12 protein-coding genes are annotated in these 20291 nt (G+C 47.2%); 7 read left to right on the top strand and 5 right to left on the bottom strand.

The annotated features are described in order from the left end of the window. Window positions 1-31: 31 nt before the first annotated feature. Complete coding sequence (locus tag NW212_RS05035; protein ID WP_258337554.1) at window positions 32-1615, bottom strand: alkaline phosphatase family protein; 1584 nt, start codon at window positions 1613-1615, stop codon at window positions 32-34. Beyond that, window positions 1615-2790, bottom strand: a complete 1176-nt coding sequence (locus NW212_RS05030) for a DUF4105 domain-containing protein (RefSeq protein WP_258337553.1) — start codon at window positions 2788-2790, stop codon at window positions 1615-1617. The genes NW212_RS05035 and NW212_RS05030 overlap by 1 nt, the downstream gene beginning before the upstream one ends. A 316-nt stretch (window positions 2791-3106) precedes the next feature. Between NW212_RS05030 and NW212_RS05025 the strand changes: the two genes are divergently transcribed. The 6 genes from NW212_RS05025 (at window position 3107) to NW212_RS05000 (ending at window position 10596) form a co-directional block, all read left to right on the top strand. After that, window positions 3107-3832 carry a type III pantothenate kinase gene (locus tag NW212_RS05025; RefSeq protein ID WP_258337552.1) on the top strand — a complete coding sequence of 242 codons (726 nt, stop codon included), beginning with the start codon at window positions 3107-3109 and terminating at the stop codon, window positions 3830-3832. After that, the gene (locus NW212_RS05020; protein ID WP_258337551.1) at window positions 3822-5099 is read left to right on the top strand and encodes a hypothetical protein; all 1278 of its coding nucleotides are present in this window, start codon (window positions 3822-3824) and stop codon (window positions 5097-5099) included. The genes NW212_RS05025 and NW212_RS05020 overlap by 11 nt, the downstream gene beginning before the upstream one ends. 1 nt (window position 5100) lies before the next feature. Next, window positions 5101-6450: a hypothetical protein gene (locus tag NW212_RS05015; protein ID WP_258337550.1), complete on the top strand. Its 1350-nt coding sequence runs from the start codon at window positions 5101-5103 to the stop codon at window positions 6448-6450. Between the two features lie 7 nt (window positions 6451-6457). Continuing rightward, window positions 6458-7090 (top strand): LPS export ABC transporter periplasmic protein LptC, encoded by a 633-nt coding sequence (lptC, locus tag NW212_RS05010; RefSeq protein ID WP_258337549.1) that lies wholly within the window; start codon window positions 6458-6460, stop codon window positions 7088-7090. Window positions 7091-7099: 9 nt separating this feature from the next. Next, complete coding sequence (locus NW212_RS05005; protein ID WP_258337548.1) at window positions 7100-8359, top strand: hemolysin family protein; 1260 nt, start codon at window positions 7100-7102, stop codon at window positions 8357-8359. Window positions 8360-8457: 98 nt separating this feature from the next. Continuing rightward, entirely contained in the window at window positions 8458-10596 is a 2139-nt protein-coding gene (locus tag NW212_RS05000) for a peptidylprolyl isomerase (protein ID WP_258337547.1), read from the top strand. Window positions 10597-10665: 69 nt separating this feature from the next. On the opposite strand, the gene NW212_RS04995 is transcribed toward NW212_RS05000, so the two are convergent. After that, on the bottom strand, window positions 10666-11838 hold the full coding sequence (locus tag NW212_RS04995; RefSeq protein WP_258337546.1) for a hypothetical protein: 1173 nt from the start codon (window positions 11836-11838) through the stop codon (window positions 10666-10668). Between the two features lie 444 nt (window positions 11839-12282). Here NW212_RS04995 and NW212_RS04990 point away from each other — a divergent pair, with 444 nt between their 5' ends. After that, the gene (locus NW212_RS04990; protein WP_258337545.1) at window positions 12283-14472 is read left to right on the top strand and encodes a glutamine synthetase III; all 2190 of its coding nucleotides are present in this window, start codon (window positions 12283-12285) and stop codon (window positions 14470-14472) included. A gap of 104 nt (window positions 14473-14576) precedes the next feature. Here NW212_RS04990 and NW212_RS04985 read toward each other — a convergent pair whose 3' ends face one another. Both NW212_RS04985 and NW212_RS04980 read right to left on the bottom strand, forming a co-directional pair. Further along, a complete protein-coding gene (locus NW212_RS04985; RefSeq protein ID WP_258337544.1) occupies window positions 14577-16088 on the bottom strand; it encodes a beta-glycosidase in 1512 nt (503 codons plus the stop codon). Between the two features lie 151 nt (window positions 16089-16239). After that, a complete protein-coding gene (locus NW212_RS04980) occupies window positions 16240-20259 on the bottom strand; it encodes a hybrid sensor histidine kinase/response regulator transcription factor (protein WP_258337543.1) in 4020 nt (1339 codons plus the stop codon). Window positions 20260-20291: the final 32 nt, after the last annotated feature.

Below are 20291 nucleotides of genomic sequence, written 5' to 3'. Positions count from 1 at the left end.
AAAAACAGCCAGCTCCCGACTTCCGCTCGGTTTATTCACGAATGTCGGTCATAGGAGGAACTGTGCAGGCATTAGGTGCCCTGATGCGCATGAAGTGGGCCAAAGTAGGAACGATGGCAGCAATTTTTACCGGATTATAAAGTTTCTTAGGCTTTACGCCGAAGCCGACAAATACCAGCGGAGAAGAGCTGTATGCCTCACGCACGACATTCACCTGATGTGAATATTCATTCACCACAGACCATCCCGGCATCACTTCAATATAAATGTCACCCGAGCGGTAGGGATTGTACGTGTTGCGTATCTTTTCGATTTTCGGAGTCCATGAACCCAAAAGCAGACGCTGCGCCGAATAAGCGTTCTGCACCCCGCTCATCTGCACCACAAATTCAGCCGAGCGGCTCATCATCTCCACCAGGTTCAGTTTTTTTTCTTCAATCAGCTTATGATTAAGATAAATCTGACGGTCGTAATAAGTTTCAACGTACTGTCCCGGACCATAAATGGCCATCAGATACATATTGAGCAAAGCCGCACAACGCTTGATATGGAACTCGCCTCCAGGAATCCGGTATTGGACCGGATCAACCGGATCAGGATCACTGTAGCCCGTCGATGTGATAAAGAAGAGCGTGTTCTTCAAACCTACCTTGCGGTCAATCAGGTCCAGAAGATCGCCAATGGAATTATCCAGACGCACATAAACGTCCTGTATTTCCATCGAATATTCCGCATTCGGCCTGTGCGCATAATTCCCGGCATAATACGACAGCGTGAGCAAATCAGGAATGTCATCCTGCCCCATTCTGGTCGCATTGAAGCAAGCCGCAGCCAAACGGTTCACCTCATCATTCACATAAGGCGAAGTCTTGAATCTTTTATACTTTTCATACCGCTCATCATCAAAGTCATGCTTGAAGGTAAGCTGCTTGTTGGAAGAAGTGATATACTTGTAAGCCGTAACCGGATGATAAGGCTGCCACACCAGTTCTCCAATCCGGAAGTCCAGCCCTTCACGATCGTTATAAGTGCTCACCCATTCGGGGAAAACGCCGTAATAAGTGGTTCCGCTCCATTTTCCGTTTGCGTCGTTCAGCCAAAAAGCCCCTTTGGCCGCATGTCCGGCGGCCAGAATGGCCATCTCACGTGTAGGTGCGATGGAATAAACCTCCGCCATTCCCTGAGTCGCAACCATCAGTTCGTCCGACAACGTAGAAACCTGCAAGTATTTCGGAGAAGAATTTTCAGAAGTATACACTCCGATGAAAGCCTGGTCGTCGACCGACTTCACCAGACGCAAAGTGCTACGGTCCATCCATCGGTTTCCCGGAATGCCGTTATAATAAGGAGAAGTCCCCGTGTAGACAGCGGCTGTAGCCGACGAACGGTCCACATTGATAAAGTCATATTCCGCATCCGTATAAATGCGCCCTTCTTTCAGCAGACGCTTGAAGCCTCGCTCGCCATATAAAGCAGAAAAAGCTTCGATATAATCGGCGCGTAACTGATCAATGGTAAGCCCGACCACCAGCCGCGGCACGGCAGGACCTGTCTGAGCCTGCAGACCGGTAATGACAAATACCGTCAATAAAGATGTCAGTATGCGTTCTTTCATTATCTATTTTTATAAACTAAAACATGGCTTACAGCATTAACCAGCAAACCGAGTGCCAAAGGTAATACTGTTAAATTGAATTTTTGCGGTAAAAGCAGGAATAACGCTATAAAAATTGTTAAATACACTGCATTAATCCAATGATACAGGTCTTTTTTACGTTTCATGTCCCTATACACCATCACCGGAAGATAAAGCAAGGGAAGCGGATTGAACAGCCAAAGCAGCCAGTTTGACCCCACCGTAGGATGGACTGATACAAAAAAAAGGAAAGCAACGACGCAGCCTGCCACCCCTTGCGACAAATAAAGCAGAATATCCCATCCCCAGAAAATGCGGCGGCGTTTCCACTGCCACCACCCTACCAGCACGTTCAGCGCAAGGAACAAAGAGGCTGCCATCATAGGAGAAAGAGGGAAAGGCAGTTCGGTCTCGGGCTCCACATCCACAATCTTCTCTTCACGAAGCACCAGCGGACGCTGCGTACCATCCTCTCCAAGGATATATGCGCTGGAGGCAAAAGCCTTCATATAAAAGGGCGCAAACATCTGACAGCGGTTGTCTATCGGACGGTCAGCCTCTGCCCCCAGGCAAAAGTCAATCCCCATCTCATCCCAGGGAGAACCGGCAGTGAATTCATGCACGATGCTGCGGAATGTTTTGCGGGGAGAACCGGCGGAATAAACAACTTTCCCCCGAATGCACTTTTCTATCTGGTCACGCGCTCTTGTGGTACAGTTGTCGTAAAAATAATTATAGCGGTATGTGCGGTTCTCAGGGCGGTAGTTCTCTTCAAGCAGGCCAAGCAAGCGCACCTTCTCATCATAAGTAAGGTTCAACGTCTGCTGCCATACGGATGATCCGCGCATTGCATATTCCGCTTCAAAATAGCTGTAAGGAGAAATCCCCAACTGATAATCGGTTTCACCTTTCACAAAACGGTAGACAAAATGGGGCGCGCTGAAACTGAACATGCCGTAATTGAACACCAGATCGACACCTTGCGTGAAATTCTGGTAACGGATAGCCGTATGCCCGAACAGAGCATAGATCTCATTGCCCGGCGCGCATGTAACCAGACTGAGCTGAATACTGTCGCGTGACTGCCGGGCATGAAAAGGAACGACCGAACACACAAGAAATAGAAGCGCAAACAACCGCAATTTACAATTCATATACATTAATTATATAAGCACTATTAAAAAAACCAACCCGGACAACTCCCCAGGCTTGTCCGCAAGGAATTCCCCGTCCAGGACAAAATGACAGAGCATTTCCTGAATACGGCAACTATTCCGCCACAAAATTACGGAGAATCTCTGGAATAACCTCAAAAAAAGTCAGAAAGTCAGTCCGACCTCTTTTTTATATATGCAATGAAAGCACCGGAAGAAAGCATTTCGCAAGAATAAAAATACCTAATAAATCACGATTTCTTTACGATGTATTTATTTTTTCAGTTACTTTGCACCAAATTTAAACAACATAAAAGTGAACTTAATTATTGACATCGGCAATACTGTTGCGAAACTGGCAGTATTCGATGGTGACAAGATGGTAGAAGTGCTGCGCGGTTCGAACCATTCGCTTGACTGCCTCACCATCCTGCGCCACAAATATCCAATAAAACGGGGAATCATCGCTTCTGTCATCACGTTGAGCAACACAATCCGCCGGCAGCTGGCAGAAGTAGACTTCGAAATACTCGAATTAAACTACAAGACTCCTGTTCCGATTGCAAACCATTATAAAAGCCCGCAAACATTGGGGATGGACCGGCTGGCTGCGGTGGTGGGAGCCAACTATCTGCTTCCCGGGAAGAACCTGCTGGTCATCGATGCCGGCACAGCAATCACCTACGAGTTTATTGATGCCGAAGGAAGATATTGGGGAGGAAACATATCTCCGGGCATATATGTCCGGTTCAAAACATTAAACGCCTGTTGCGACAAACTGCCCCTCATCGACCGCAGGGGAGATTTGCCGGAATTCGGATACAACACAGAAACGGCAATCCGGGCAGGAGTCATCAAAGGCATGGAATTTGAGATAGCCGGATATATCCGCCTGATGCAAGAGAAATATCCCGACCTTTTGGTTTTTTTAACTGGCGGAGATAAATTTTCTTTTGATACAAACTTAAAAAGTATCATCTTTGCAGACAGATTTTTAGTATTGAAAGGTTTAAACAGAATTTTGAATTATAATGTCAAGTAAGAAAGCACTCATTGGCGCACTGTTCATTGCCGTTTCAGCAGCTGTTTCGGCACAGTCGAGCGTCAATTCCCCTTATACCCGCTACGGGCTCGGAGAAACATTCGACCAAGTTTTTGCCAACAATGCTGCAATGGGAGGTGTAGGCTATGCCTTGCGTTCCGACCTGCACATCAATCCAATGAATCCGGCTTCCTATACGGCCGTGGATTCTCTTTCATTCATGTTCGACACAGGCATGACTTTAAAAAGTTCAAACTTTCAAGAAGGAAACTACAAATCGAACGCAAAGAACGCAAGTTTTGACTATATTGCCATGCAGTTCCGCCTGCACCCGCGTCTGGGCATGGCCATCGGCTACACTCCCTTTTCTACTGTCGGATACAACTTCGACAGAAGCAAAAACATAGAAAACAGCGAAGTCACCTACACCAATAACTTTTACGGTGACGGAGGAATGCAGCAAATCTTCGCAGGATTGGGATTCAAAATTCTGGACAATCTTTCAGTAGGAGCTAACATTGCCTACCTCTACGGAAAACTGAACTACCAGACAACATTCACACCGAACAATGGAGGAGACCAGACAATTATCTATAACCAAATGTCGGTGAGCAGCTACAACGCCAGCTTCGGACTGCAATACACACAGCCGCTCAACAAAAACAATTCGCTTACACTGGGACTTGCGTATACATTGGGACACGTGTTGAATATGCACTACACGCACGGCGAACAAGTAACCGACGGTTCAAGCTATTCAGCTCTGCAAACCCAGAGCACCGAAGATTCTTACGGCATACCGCATTCCTTCGGAGTGGGCCTTGCATGGAAGTACCGGAAGAACCTGACCGTGGAAGCAGACTATACGCTGCAGAAATGGGAAGACGTGAAATACAACAACCGCACGGACATGTATCAGAACCGTTCGAAAATCGCTGTAGGAGCCGAACTGCTGCCCAAAGAGTACGGAAGGAACTACTTCTCAAGAATCAGATACCGGATCGGGGCATACTACTCAACTCCTTATCTGAAAACCCCGTCATACAATCCGAACGCCGCATGGGTGAACGGACCGAAGGAATACGGGATCAGCGCTGGATTTGGTTTCCCTCTAAACCTGAACATGGCCAACAACGTATTGAGCATCACCGGACAATATGTCCGCGTAGCTCCTTCAGTCAGCGGATTGCTTTCGGAGAACCGGTTCGAACTGAAAATCGGACTGACTTTCAACGAACGGTGGTTCATGAAATGGAAGGTTAATTGACATGAGAATGAATTATTGGCACATTTTTATCTGTTCCATCCTGCTTTTCACCGTATCTCCGGCTAAAGGGAAAATTGCGGAGCTACAAGAACAAGACGGTCCGGAAATCAAACACAACATCGAACTTTACTCCAGGCTGATTAAGGCCGGTGAGTTTGAAAACGCATACGAACCATGGCTTTATGTATTCACTCACAGTCCATTGGCCACACCGGACGTATGCACAGACGGCACAAAAATCCTGCATGCCCTGATAGCTGCGGAACAAGACTCGGCCGAACACCAAAAGCTGTTCGAACAACTGACAGCCATCTACGACCGGCAGGCAGAACTGCTCGATTCATTGAACGTTATCAGCAAAAAGCCAGTGACCTTACAGGAAATCAGAGGAAGAAAAGCACATGAATATGTTGTGTTTGCCGGCGACCAGATGGACACTGACACTGTATATCAAATGCTGCAAGATGCCGTTCCCGTAACAGATGAAGCATCGGAATGCTACATGCTGCAAGATCTGATAAACATATCTCTAAAGAAACTGCAAGCGGACAATACGCATAAAAAACAATTCGTACTGGACTTTCTGACGGTTTCCGGACGGCTGGCACAAATAAAGGACAAGACTCAGGACGAGAAAGGCAGACAATTTTTAAAAATCGTAGAGAATGACGTGAATTCATGCTTCATCAACAGCGGCATGGCCGGATGCGAAAATATGCAGAAAGCATTCAAGCCGGAAATTGAAGCAAACAGACACAATCTGGTATACCTCAAACAAATCATTTCGATAATGGAAAGGCTCAAATGTACGGATGACGAAGCTTACTTCGCTGCTTCGGAAGCTGCATACTCAATTGAGCCTACCGCCGAAACGGCACTGGGATGCGCCTACATGTTCTACAAACAGGACAGTATCGGAAAAAGCCAGCATTTCTTCGACCAGGCTATCGAACTCGAAAAAGACACGCTGACAAAGGCAAAAAACAGTTATGAAGCCGCAGTCATGCTCTACAGCAAGAAACACTTCAGCAAAGCAAGGGAATATGCACAAAAAGCACTTTCATTCGACCCCAAATGCGGAAAAGCATATATGCTGATAGCGCAGATGTATGCTTCAAGCCCAAACTGGAGCGATGAAGCCACGCTGAACAAATGCACCTACTACGCGGCCATCGACAAGCTGCAGCAGGCAAAGGCCGCCGACCCCAGGCTGACGGACGAAGTGCAGAGGCTGATTGTCACTTATGCCACAAAGGTTCCGAAAGAAGAAGATCTGTTCTTTCTGGGACTGAAAAAAGGAAACGCTGTCACCATAGGCGGATGGATCAAAGAAAAAACAACCATTAAATAGATCGTGTATGGCCGATACCAAACAGACCGACAAAAAATACATATCCAGGATATTCATAACAGTTGCCGTGTGGACAACTGTTATGTTTGTTTTTCTCCCGTCGTGCGGAAAAAAGGAACAGGCAACTGCTGCCGCCGTAAAAGAAAGCGATTCGCTTCCCGACATGCGCACGCTCGGGGTAACGACGCTGGTATCAGACTCCGGAATGATACGCTATAAAATCATCACCGACGAATGGCTGGTATACAGCCACAGGAATCCGCCTTTCTGGGCCTTTGAAAAAGGAGTGTATCTGGAAAAATTCGACACGCTCTTCCATGTCGACGCAAGCATCAAAGCCGACACCGCCTATTATTATGAACAGAAAAAACTGTGGGAACTCAGAAGCAATGTACACATACAGAGCCAGCGGGGGGACAAATTCGACACGGAACTGATGTTCTGGGATCAGAACAAGGAAAAAATCTATTCCGACAGATTCATCCGCATCGAGCAAGTGGACAAGGTGCTTACCGGATACGGATTTGAATCGAACCAGCAGATGACAGAATATCAGATATATAACAATACAGGTATCTTTACAGTGGAAGATACGGCTTCGGCAGACTCAACGGCCCGCTCTGGAGGAAAACAACAATAAAAAAACGACATGGCAACAATCGCTCAACTGATCATTTCCGTGATGCTCGCGGCATTCTTTTCCAGCATGGAAATAGCTTTCGCCTCGACCGACAAGCTGCGCTTTGAAATGGGTAAAAAAGACAACCTCACCACACGCATACTGACCGTCTTTTACAACCATCCCAAAGATTTCATATCAACGATGATGACCGGATACATCGCTTCGCTGGCAGTCTTCAGCATACTGACCGCAAACTTCATGCACGGTCTGCTGGACACAAAAGTCAACGTATCTCCGGCCTTTACACTGATACTGGAAATTATCGCAGCATCCGCAGTGCTTCTGGCACTTGGAGAATTTATGCCCAAGACACTGGCCAAAGCCAATTCACGCTTCATGCTCAAAGCTTTCTGTATCCCGGCGTACATCTGCTATATCATACTCTATCCTTTCAGCAAAATGGTCACTTTTCTTTCCGTAAGCCTGCTAAGACTCTCAGGAACCAAAATCAACAGGAAAGATCAGGAACGCGCATTCACGAAAGGCGACCTGAACTACTTCATACAAACCAGCATCGAAGAGGCAGGAGGAAATGAAGAAAACATTGACGACGAAATAAAAATTTTCCGCAACGCGCTCGATTTTTCAAACATCAAAATCCGCGACTGCATGATTCCGCGAACCGAAATCATCGCGGCTGAGTTCAATACCCAACTTGAAGAACTGAAAAATACATTTATCGAAAACGGAATAAGCAAAATCATCGTTTACAAAGACAATATCGACAACATCGTAGGATACATCCACTCTTCTGAAATGTTCCGCAACACGGAAGACTGGCAGAAGAACATCCGCTCCATTCCCATCGTACCGGAAACAATGGGAGCCAACAAGCTGATGATCCTTTTCAAGCAGCAGAAACGTTCGCTGGCTATAGTAGTCGACGAGTTCGGAGGAACTTCGGGCATCGTGGCAATGGAAGATCTGGTGGAAGAGATACTGGGCGACATAGAAGACGAACATGACACAAATTCAACGGTAGCAAAAAACATAGGAGAAAACGAATACATATTTTCCGGAAGACTGGACATTGAAAAAGCCAACAAAGAGTTCGGACTGGACTTGCCTGAAAACGACGAATACCAGACAATCGGAGGACTGATTCTGCACGAATACCAGAGCATTCCCAAAGTCAACGAAATTATCCGGATTGACAAATTTCAGTTCAAAATCATAAAAGTTACTTCCACAAAAATCGAACTGGTGAAGCTGAAAGTGGAGAAATAAGCATTTTTTTTTAAAGAAAATAGCTACTGAACAGCATTTTTTGTATCTTCGTGCGCAAATTGCTGAAATAACAATAAACAAAAAAATAACAAACTTAAATGGCAACTTTACAAACTATCAGAAGCAAGGGACCTTTGGTGGTCATTGTAATCGGACTTGCCCTGTTTGCGTTCATCGCTGGTGACGCATGGAAAGTCCTGCAGCCGCATCAAGGCAAACAAGATGTAGGTGAAGTAAACGGAGAAAAACTGAGCACTCTGGACTACCAGAAAATGGTGGACGAACTCAGTGAAGTCATCAAACTGACCAATGGACTGAATTCACTGTCCGAAGAGCAGCTGAACAACGTAAAAGACCAGGTATGGCAGAATTACGTCAACAATCAGCTGATTGCAGAACAGGCAGAAAAGTTGGGACTGACAGTCACCGACGCTGAAATCCAGGCCATCATCGACCAAGGCACTCACCCTCTGCTGATGCAGACTCCGTTCCGCAATCCGCAGACAGGAATGTTCGACAAGGACATGCTTCAGAAATTTCTGGTAGACTATGCGAATTTGGGAACCAGTCAAATGCCTGCTCAATATACTGAATACTATCAGAAAATGGGTGCTTTCTGGATGTTCATAGAAAAAACACTCAGACAGAGCACGCTGGCAGAAAAATACCAGAACCTGATCACCAAATCGCTGATTTCAAATCCTGTAGCAGCCGAAGATGCGTTTAAAGCACGCACCGAACAAAGCGACCTGCTGCTTGCCGGCATACCTTATTCTTCAATCAACGATTCAACGGTTGAAGTCAGCGACGATGAAATCAAAAAGCTGTACAATGAAAAGAAGGAACAGTTCAAACAGCTGGCTGAAACACGCGACATACATTATATAGACGTGAAAGTTGTGCCTTCTGACGCTGACCGTGCGGCTGTTAAACAAGAAGTGACAGAATACAGCAACCAGCTCGACAAGACCAACTCGGATTATGCTACATTCATCCGCTCTACAGGTTCTTCTGTAGCTTATTCAGATGTGCCTGTCAACAAGTCTGTACTTCCTTCTGACATTGCCGCACGCCTGGATTCGACAGGATTGAATGAGGTATACGGCCCCTACTACTATCAGTCGGACGACTCATACAACGCATTCAAGGTTCTGGCAAAAGTATCAGTACCCGACTCAATCCAATTCCGTCAGATTCAAGTGTACGCCGACACCGAAGACAAGACAAAAACGCTTGCCGACAGTATCTACAATGCACTCAAAGGCGGAGCTGACTTCGAAAAAGTAGCCAAAATCTACGGACAGACCGGCGAAGCAACCTGGGTAAATGCAAGAAGCTGGGAAGGCGCGGAAATGGATGCTGACAATACCAAATTTATCAACACGCTGATCAACCAACCGAAAAACGAACTGGCTAATCTGACCGTCGGACAAACTCATCTGATACTTCAGGTTATGGACAAGAAAAGCATGCAGACCAAATATAAAGTGGCTGTCATCAAATGCCCGGTTGAGTTCAGCAAAGAAACCTACAATTCTGCATACAACAAATTCAGCCAGTTTGTAGCTCAAAACACAACGCTTGAAGACTTGCAGAAAAATGCAGAAGAAAACGGATACACGCTTCTTCCGCGCAAAGATCTGTCGAGCGCAGAGCATTACGTGGGCGGCGTAAAATCGACAGGCGATGTAATGAGATGGATTTTCTCGGCAAAACCGAATGAAGTTTCTCCGCTGTATGAATGTGGCGAAAACGACCACATGATGGTGGTAGCTCTCGACAAAGTACATAAGACAGGATACCGCGACATCAATTCAGTTGCCGCTACGCTGAAGAATGAGATCATTCGTGACAAGAAAGCTGAAAAGATTCTCGCAAACATGCAGGGAGTCAATTCACTGGATAAGGTGAAAGCCATGGAAGGTGCTGTCAGCGACTCTATAAAACATGTCACATTCTCCGCATCGGCCTACATCTCTGTAGCACACGCCAGTGAACCGGTTATCGGCGCAGCCGCTTCAAAAACAGAAGTAGGAAAGGTAAGCACACCGATAAAGGGAAATGCCGGAGTTTACATGATTCAAGTTTATGCGAAAGACAAGGGCACAGAAAAATTCGATGCCAAGCAAGAAGAATCTTCTTTGGCCAGCATGTTATCTCGCCCTGTTGCAAATCAGATATTCGGCGATTTGTATCAGAAAGCTAATGTAACAGACCAACGGTATCTGTTCTTCTAAACTGACAGCCGATATAAAAAACGGGAACCTCGCAAATGAAGTTCCCGTTTTTTATTTTCATATATCAGGTCAATGCCCTGCAAAAATGTAAGCCTGATAATGCGTCGTTTCATCCACTCCGGTCAACGACAAATAACCGCTTAGTATTTTTCCGTCCGCCACCACAAGCGGATACCTGTCCTTATGGTCCCGATGCGCGTTTACGGCTTCTCCGTCTGCCGAAAAGTATTCGATTCTGAACCATCCTTCCGACCGGGGATGCAAAAGCCTTGCACGCACCTGATGAGAAACAATGCCCATATTCATGCGCAAATTAATTTCAACGCAAGGATGCACATGAAAGGCATCGTTCATCCGACAAATCATCATATCTACACCCAAACACCCGCTATAGTCATTCTGCAGCAAAGCGGAGAGCCGAACAGTCAAAGACGACTTTATCTGCCGCAGTGTGTCCACCGGAATAAACGAAGACAAAAAGGCTTCAATCTGCTCGTCCGTACACAGTCTGTTTTCCTTATAATTCCCGTGCAAGTCTGTTTCAAAAAGAGAATATCCGATGAAATAAATGCCGCCGCTCCCGTCTGCATAAAACTCCATCGCAAAATCTGCCACTTTCTCATACAAAGGTTCAGCCATAACACTTCCCTGCGTACGAAGCACACGCTCCACCCATCCCCGGACAGAAGAGCTCCAAGTTTCGGAAGATACTTTTACCAGTCCTCGCCCGCTTCCGGACCAGGGAGCTTTCAGCACAATCTCCCCCACTTCAGACATATAGAAGTTTACATCATCCACGGAATGACATACGACAGATTCACCGCAGGTACCTTCAATTTTACGCATTCCGACAAGCATCTCTGAACTGCGCTGCCGGCTGGACAAAAAACGGATACGCTGCACTTGAGAATCCGTCAGCAGAAACTCTTCCCCGATACCGGCAGACCGGAGCTGATGCAGGAACGCCGGATCCCACCCCCATGGAACATAACTTCCCTGTTCCCACTCCAGAATCCACTGAACGCGCGGAAAAAGAAAATCACTCCCCAATTGCGAATGCAGCAGTTCTGCCTGCTTCATGTCATCAATCCTCACCGACTCCCCGCCTTCAGCATACCATGCAGGCAGTACAGCCAAATCATACGCCATTTTCTGAATCTCCGCAGGAGCCTTATAGAAAGGCGTATTGTTAGCCAATGCCATATCATGCGCAGGATTAAAACAGTAAATCTTTTTCTCCATAATGTCCGTCATTCACTCAATGCCGTAAATATAAAGAAAATATGCAGATCTACATATCCGACAAACCAAAAACATTGAACCGCTGCAACAAATCGGCTGTTTTTTTAAAAAAGCCAATGCAGCATCCTCTCCGGCAAGGAAGCCAAACAAATAAAAATTCAGAAACAGGCGAGCATAAACTTACAATATAAACAAAATACGAGAATATAAGTGTAAAACAGAAACCAAACAAGATAAAAATAAATCAGAATAAAACAAGAGCAGAAAAACACGAAATAAAAGCACTCTTTAAAAAAGAAATAAAATCAAAAAGACGTAACTTTGTACTGTTATAAAACAATAAGAAACTATTAAAAGTTTAATAGCAACAAAAAGACAAGAAACAAAGAGAAACAGAAGAATAAATAACAAATACACAATACAACCAACTAAAACCATAAGTTTATGTCAACATTAAGATTCAGAGTCGTAGAAAAAGCTTTTCAGACAAAACCTGTAGAAGTAAACGTCCCCAAAGAACGTCCGAGCGAATACTTCGGAAAGTACGTATTCAACCGGGAAAAGATGTTCAAGTATTTACCGTCAAATGTTTACGCCAAGCTTGTGGACGCAATGGACAACGGAGCCACACTCGACCGCAGCATAGCAGATGAGGTGGCCGCAGGGATGAAACGCTGGGCAAGCGAACTGGGCGCGACACACTACACCCACTGGTTCCAGCCGCTGACAGAAGGAACAGCCGAAAAACATGACGCGTTTGTGGAACACGACGGAAAAGGCGGCATGATGGAGGAATTTTCAGGCAAACTGCTTGTCCAGCAGGAACCTGACGCTTCTTCATTCCCCAATGGAGGAATACGCAATACATTCGAAGCCAGAGGGTACAGCGCATGGGATCCTTCATCTCCCGTATTCGTTGTTGACGATACACTTTGCATTCCAACGGTTTTCATCGCCTATACAGGAGAGTCGCTGGACTACAAGGCTCCCCTCCTGAAAGCACTGAGAGCCGTAAACAAGGCAGCCGTGGATGTATGTCACTATTTCGACCCGAAAGTAAAGAAAGTGGTGTCCTATCTCGGCTGGGAACAAGAATACTTTCTGGTTGACGAAGGCTTGTATGCAGCCCGCCCCGACCTGCTGCTCACGGGACGCACCCTGATGGGACACGAAGCATCGAAAAACCAGCAGTTGGAAGACCATTATTTCGGAGCAATTCCTACACGTGTGGCCTCCTTCATGAAAGATCTGGAAATCCAGGCACTCGAACTGGGCATTCCGGTAAAGACAAGACACAACGAAGTGGCACCGAACCAGTTCGAGCTTGCACCGATTTTCGAGGAATGCAACCTGGCCGTCGACCACAACATGCTTATCATGTCGCTCATGCGGAAAGTAGCACGCAACCACGGATTCCGCGTACTGCTCCATGAAAAGCCGTTCAAGGGCGTAAACGGTTCGGGAAAACACAACAACTGGTCGCTTGGAACAGACACAGGCGTCCTGCTGATGGCTCCAGGAAAAACGCCGGAAGAAAACCTGCGCTTCATCACGTTTATCGTGAATACGCTTATGGCCGTGTACCGGCACAACGGACTGCTGAAAGCTTCCATCATGAGCGCAACAAACGCACACCGCCTGGGAGCCAACGAAGCTCCTCCCGCAATCATATCCTCGTTTTTGGGCACACAACTGAGCAAGGTGCTCGACCACATGGAAGTCAGCACAACCGATGAACTGATTGCCCTTGGAGGAAAGCACGGCATGAAACTTGACATCCCGCAGATACCGGAACTGTTGATAGACAACACCGACCGCAACCGCACTTCGCCTTTCGCATTCACAGGAAACCGCTTTGAATTCCGTGCCGTAGGTTCAGAAGCGAACTGCGCAAGCGCCATGATTGCACTGAACACAGCCGTGGCCGAACAGCTCACCGAGTTCAAGCAGAAAGTAGATGCCCTCATCGAACAGGGGGAACCGAAAGTTTCGGCTTTGATTCAGGTGATCCGCGAATACATCAAACTCAGCAAGCCTATCCGCTTCGACGGCAACGGATATAGCGAAGAATGGAAAGAAGAGGCTGCACGCCGGGGACTTGACTGCGAAACGAGCTGTCCGATCATCTTCGACCAATACCTGAAACCGGAAAGCATCCGCATGTTTGAATCGGAGGGAGTCATGACCAAAAAAGAACTGGAAGCACGGAACGAAGTTAAATGGGAAACTTACACCAAGAAAATCCAGATTGAGGCAAGAGTATTGGGCGATCTTGTCATGAACCACATCGTACCGGTAGCAACCGAATACCAGAGCAAGCTGATAGACAACGTGTATAAAATGAAAGACCTGTTCCCGGCCGAAGAAGCATCCCGGCTCTCATCTGAGAACCTTGCCATTATACGCAAAATCTCAGAACACGCCACCTATATCAAGGAACATGTCGACTCGATGGTGGAAGCGCGCAAAGTCGCCAACAAGATTACAGACGAACGCGAAAAAGCCATAGCCTATCACGACAACATCGCTCCGATGCTCGAACAAATCCGCTACCACATCGACAAGCTTGAACTGATAGTAGACGACCAGATGTGGACGCTGCCTAAATACAGGGAACTGCTGTTTATCAGATAATTCAATTACATTATCCCTTATTTCTTATTGGTTGTTTGATAAAAAAAACAGAGGGTGGTTTTCCGTGAGGAAAGCCGCCCTCGCCTGCATAATACACTCCGGCATCACCTCATCACAAACGTGTTCAGGGAATGGGAAGCTAACGTAACGTTCAGAAACTTCTTCCCTAAGCGGAATGTCGCGCAGCCTGGCTTGCCGCCAAAGTTTCCCGCCACAACGACATATTTCTTTTCCGGTGTCAGATAAGCGACCGCCAGCACGCCGTCCTTGTTCTTCGGACTGTATCCCACCATTTCGCTTCCGGGAACCACATAATGCGAAAAATGTTTCACTGCATAGTATTCGGCCGTATACCGGAACTTGCGCGTTTCGGGATCCACTTCAATCAGCGCGTTCTGATTCCATCCCCACGGGCTTGTTCCCCGCTTGGGAAGCAGGAAATTCCAGTTGAACCACTCGTCGCAACCGTTCCCCACATTGTCGCAAATCAGGAAAAACGTATGCTCTCCCGCCTTCCAGTCCATCGATCCGTTTCCGCACTCGCTTTCCGAACAGATGTAATGATATTCCGGATATTGCTTGCGGATAGCCGGCAGGATTTCACGTCCCTCCCATTGAAAAGCCAGTCCGCTGATGCACCCGCGCAGTTTCTCGTCACTCAGGATTCGCTCCACATGATCCTGGCGGTTGGTATTGAAGGTTCCCAAATAAAGCTTCACGTCCGGATGATGCTTCTTCAATGCCGGAGCAAGATAATCGCGATTGAAGCGCACCGTCCCTTCCGCCGTCCATGCACAGCCCGGATAAGGCGTATAGCTGTATGCCTCATTCTGATAAATCACCATGTCAATGTTTATTCCTTCACTCTTGTAAGCCTCGATGAACTTGCAGAAAAAATTGGCGTACGACTGAAGGTAACGGGGATCCTGAATGAAATAATCCTGCGTGGCAAGCCTGCGGGGAAACTGCCCTTTCCGCTCGCCCAGAAACTTCATTTCATCCTCGTCCACTTCATCTGAAGAACCATAAAGAAGATAGTCCAGACGGCTGTCCATCTTGTTGAAACGGCTGCTCAAAACCGGATAATCCCCGTTTATCTTCATCCAACTCGGAGGGCTCCAGGGGGAAGTCCAGAAGGTCAGCTTTGGATTAAACTTTTGCGCTGCCCGTATCAAGGGAATAATTCCCTGCCTGTCGCGCCCGATATTGAAATACCGCAGTTCAAAATCTCCCGGCACCTCATCACAGCTATACCACGAACGCGCATAGTCGTTCGCATTCATGGAAATGCGCCCGCGCGTAAACTTCAGTTCTCCTTCGGGAGAAAAAAGGTTATACATGATTTCGTCCTGCTCGTCACGGGCCAGCATCAGCAGCGCATCCCAGTCAAGTTCATTGAATGTTGTTCCCCAGGCTCTGAACGGAACCCCTCTTTCTGTTCCGTCCATCTCCAGCAAAGGCTCCGAAAGAGCGTCAGTCTGGAGTTTCACCCTGTTTTCTTTCCAGCAGTTTCCTTCCGTACTGCTCACCCATACATACGACTGGGCCTGAAGCCCAGCAACGAAGCCCAAAGCACATAAAGCAATTGACGCTTTCTTCTTAAAACACGATTTCATCGATAGAAATGTTAAAGTTAAAAATATCATTCCGCAAAGGACAATACTCAACGGATACTTTGTCCGCCTATCCCGACAAATTCTACAGTCCAAGGGCTGGAACATAGAATCTGCAGGCACAGATACAGATACCTTTCGCGCTCCCCGCACGTCATTTGTTCTTTTCCTCCTGATATTGGGTGGGCAGCATTCCGAACTGTTCCTTGAAACACTTGCTGAAATAGCTCGACGAGCTGAATCCGACGCGGTCTGCCACCTCCGATATGGTAAGCTGGCTGCTTTCGAGCAACTGGGCAGCCCTTTTCAGGCGGATGGCACGAATGAATTCCGTCGGGGTCTGTCCGGTTATCGACTGAAGCTTCCGGTAAAGATTCATGCGGCTCATTCCCATATCGCTGCTCAATGCCTCCACATTATATGAAGTGTTGTCCATATTGTTTTCAATGCATCCCAATGCCCGCTTGATTATCTGCTCATCGAGGGATGTGATCGTAATGCTCGCAGGGTTTACCTCCACGCTCCTCTGAAAATCTTTCTTCCGCATTTCCTGCTTTTCGATCAGTTTCCGGATGCGCACCCGCAGCATATCCATATTGAAAGGCTTTGCCATATATGAATCCGCCCCGACCGAATAACCGTTGATCTTCAAGTCGTCCGAAGTGCGCGCCGTCAACAGAATAATCGGAATATGCGACGTTTCCATATTTGTCTTGATGCGCCTGCAAAGCTCTATACCGTCTACGTTAGGCATCATGACATCACTGATAATCAAGTCGGGATTCTGCTCGGCCGCCAGCTTTTCCGCCGCCTCTCCATCGGGAGCGTCAAACACCTGATACTCTTCGGAAAGCTGCTCTTTCAGGAAGTTTCTGAAATCATTATTGTCGTCTGCCACAAGCAATTTCTTTTTTCCAGCCTCCTGAACGGAACGCTCTCCGCCGCTTTTCTTCGCATCGGCCGACACATCCTGCATGCCAGTTTCTTCCGCTACCGCCAGATCCGTCGGAATAAATACGGTGAAGCAGCTACCTTTTCCCAGTTCGCTCGAAACGTGTACACTTCCCTGGTGCATGTCAACATATTCTTTCACCAAATGCAGTCCGATGCCGCTTCCCACCTTGTTCTGCTCATTATGCTGCACCTGATAAAAACGTTCAAAAATATGCTTCACCTGATCTGAAGCAATGCCGATCCCTGTATCAGAAACAGAAATGCAGGCATACTTTCGTCCGCCATATTCATTTTCTGCGAGCGACAAAGTCACACGTCCGCTTTCCGGCGTAAACTTGAATGCATTTGAAAGCAGGTTGTTCACTATCTTATGCAGCTTGTCATGATCAAAATTCATGTACCAGTGCGCAGGAGCGACATTCAGATCAAAGTCTATGCCCTTATCAACGGCAAACGGCCTGAATCCCTCATAAACCGTGCGCAGAAATTCTTCCAGATCACCGGGCAAGAGATTCAGCTTTTCACGTTTCATCTCCACTTTCCTGAAATCAAGCAGCTGATTGATCAGTCTGTAAAGTTCCTGCGTATTCTTATAAACCACCCGGAGCTGGTCCTTCAAACGTTCATCAGTCACCTTCTTCAGAATCACTTCAAGCGGAGTAAGGATCAGTGTAAGCGGCGTGCGCAGTTCATGGCTGACATTAATAAAAAAACGGAACTTCATCTGATTCAGTTCTTCCCGCTGACGCTCTGCCTCCACCTCCTGCATCCGCTTCAGCTTCCTCAGACTCCGAATATGCAGATAGCGCACAATAAAATAGCCCAATGCGAGCAGACACACGAGATAAAACACCCCGGCCCATACCGTAGCCCAGAAAGGAGGGCGGATAACAACAACAAACGAAGAACGGTCACTCCAATGATGGTCGTTGCCTGCCGACATCACATGAAATATATACTTTCCCGGAGGCAAATGATTGTACGCCACACTCGCCTGCCCTTTTTCAGGAAGCAGTTCAATCCACTCCTTATCCACGCCCTCCATCTTGTAACGGAAATAAGTCTGCGACGGATTTACAAAATTCAAGCTGGAAAACTCGAACGTGATGAAATTCTCATCATGCCTCAGTTCCGCATACCGCACCCTGTCTACAGTCTTTTCAAACAACACGCGCCCATTATACTGCTCTCCGCATACGACCGGCTCGTTAAACAGACGAAATCCCGTAAACATGGGAGGCACAGAGCTTGGAGCCAGAACCACATTTTCCGGCGAAAACAGATAAAACCCGTCCATGCGTCCAAAACAAAGCTGCCCGTCGGCTGTCTTCAATGAGCAGAATTCAAACAAGTCGTTCCAGCTATGGCTCCGGTTGCGGTCAAGACAAACGACGCAATACGTATATCCTTGTCCCTCATTCTCCACGGTTATTTTATAAAGCCCGTTTATCGTAGACACCCAGACATCACCGTTGTTATCTTCCTGGATACTCTGCACCGTAAGATTCGTGAAGCCAGCCTCCTCACCCAGATAATCCACGTGAAAATCATCCGACACGATCTTTATCCCATATTGGGTCCCCATCCAGAGCAATCCCCGGCTGTCAAGAAAAATACAGTTGAACTTATTGCTTCCCAACGTCTGTAAAGGCGAACCGGGAGCATCCGTCTCGGGAGCAAATACCGAATCCTTTTCCGTATCATAAATGTAGAAGCCATTGTCGGCACCAACCACAATACGTTCCTTGCTGTCAATAGCCAAAGAATTGGCCACCCTGTACTTGGATATTTTAGGAAACTTCACCGCAAGAGGAACAATGCTGTCTGACTCGGGAACAAACATACCGACAGTTCCCAGCCGGCTCACCCATAACCGCCCGCGAAAGTCAGCCACCATTGCCCTTATATTGCTTTTTCCAAGATAATGCTTCACCCTGCCGTTCTCGATGCAATAGAGTCCGTTGCGGAATGTTCCCAGCCAGATACGATCTCTGTTGTCCTTATATGCCACACGAAACAGTTGGCCCGACAGTTCCGGATAAGGCATGTCAATCGTACGGTCGGAACACGAATACCGGTAAAGCCCTCTCGACGTACCCATCAGGATAGCTCCCTCACGCTCCTCCACCATGCAATGAATGCTTTCGTCGGCAAAGTTTCCCGAAAGGTTCCAGTTATTATACAAGGTAAAATTATCCATGCTGGGATGGTGAAAGGCCAGTCCCTGGTTGAACATGCCTATCCACACCGTGCCACTGTAATTGTCACAATAAATGCTGTGCACGCCTCCGCGCACATTCAATTCACGCAAATCCGCATTGAAAGAATTCACCCGGCAAATCATAAGCGTATGCCGGTCAACGATATAGATTCCCTGTCCTGACGTACCTATCCACGCACTTCCCGAACGGTCCACATCCAGAGCCGCGATTTCTTCAAAATGCTCAGCAGACAAAGGCAATTCCGTCCATGTATTGACGGCATTCGAATAAAAGCCTCCGCCGTAATTCCATACCAGCCAGAAATCGCCGTTGTCAAGCATACAGACAAGCACTTGAGCACCTTTTGCCAGACGCCCCTGCAAAAAATTTTCCTGACGCACAAACTTCCCCGTCCGATGGTCATAACAGCGCATCACGCCACTTTCATGAACCATCCAACTGTATGCGCCTTTTGACGCCACGGTCAGCAAAGGACCGTTCTTTTTCAGAAAATCAGAAACGTCGCAAACAACCCGCACACGTTCATCTGCCGAATCCAGCAAATAGATGCGACCGGCTGCATCTGTCACCCAAACCAGCTTCTCGGAATCAACAAACAGGTTTGAAACATCGTCCAGCCCCCAACGTCTGAAAATGGTGTCGGCCCTCATGAAACATTCCGTATCCAGATTGAAAATCCGGAGTCCTCCTCTTTCCTTCAACCACAGCCGTTTCTTTGCATCAATATACTGCACAGGAATGGAGGCCCGCTGAGCAACCGGATACGGCTCTGACTTCCAAAGCGGGAAGGATACAAAATTTTTCCCGTCATAAAGACTCAAGAGTTCGGTCGTTCGGACTCCCAGACGTCCGTCGGGCAATCCGAACACGTTTTTCACATAATTGTCCGGAAGCCCTTCAGAAATACCGATATGACGGAACTTGACAGGGACTGTATGTTCCGCAGAAACAGCTACAGCCGCAAGGATACAATAACACAATAAAAAAAATCTTTTCATCGTCGCTTTTCATGAAGGTTGCCATCAAACAC

This window comes from Bacteroides sp. ET225 (assembly GCF_024733745.1).
GTDB lineage: Bacteria > Bacteroidota > Bacteroidia > Bacteroidales > Bacteroidaceae > Phocaeicola > Phocaeicola excrementipullorum.
This window is presented reverse-complemented; position numbering and strand designations above follow the sequence as displayed.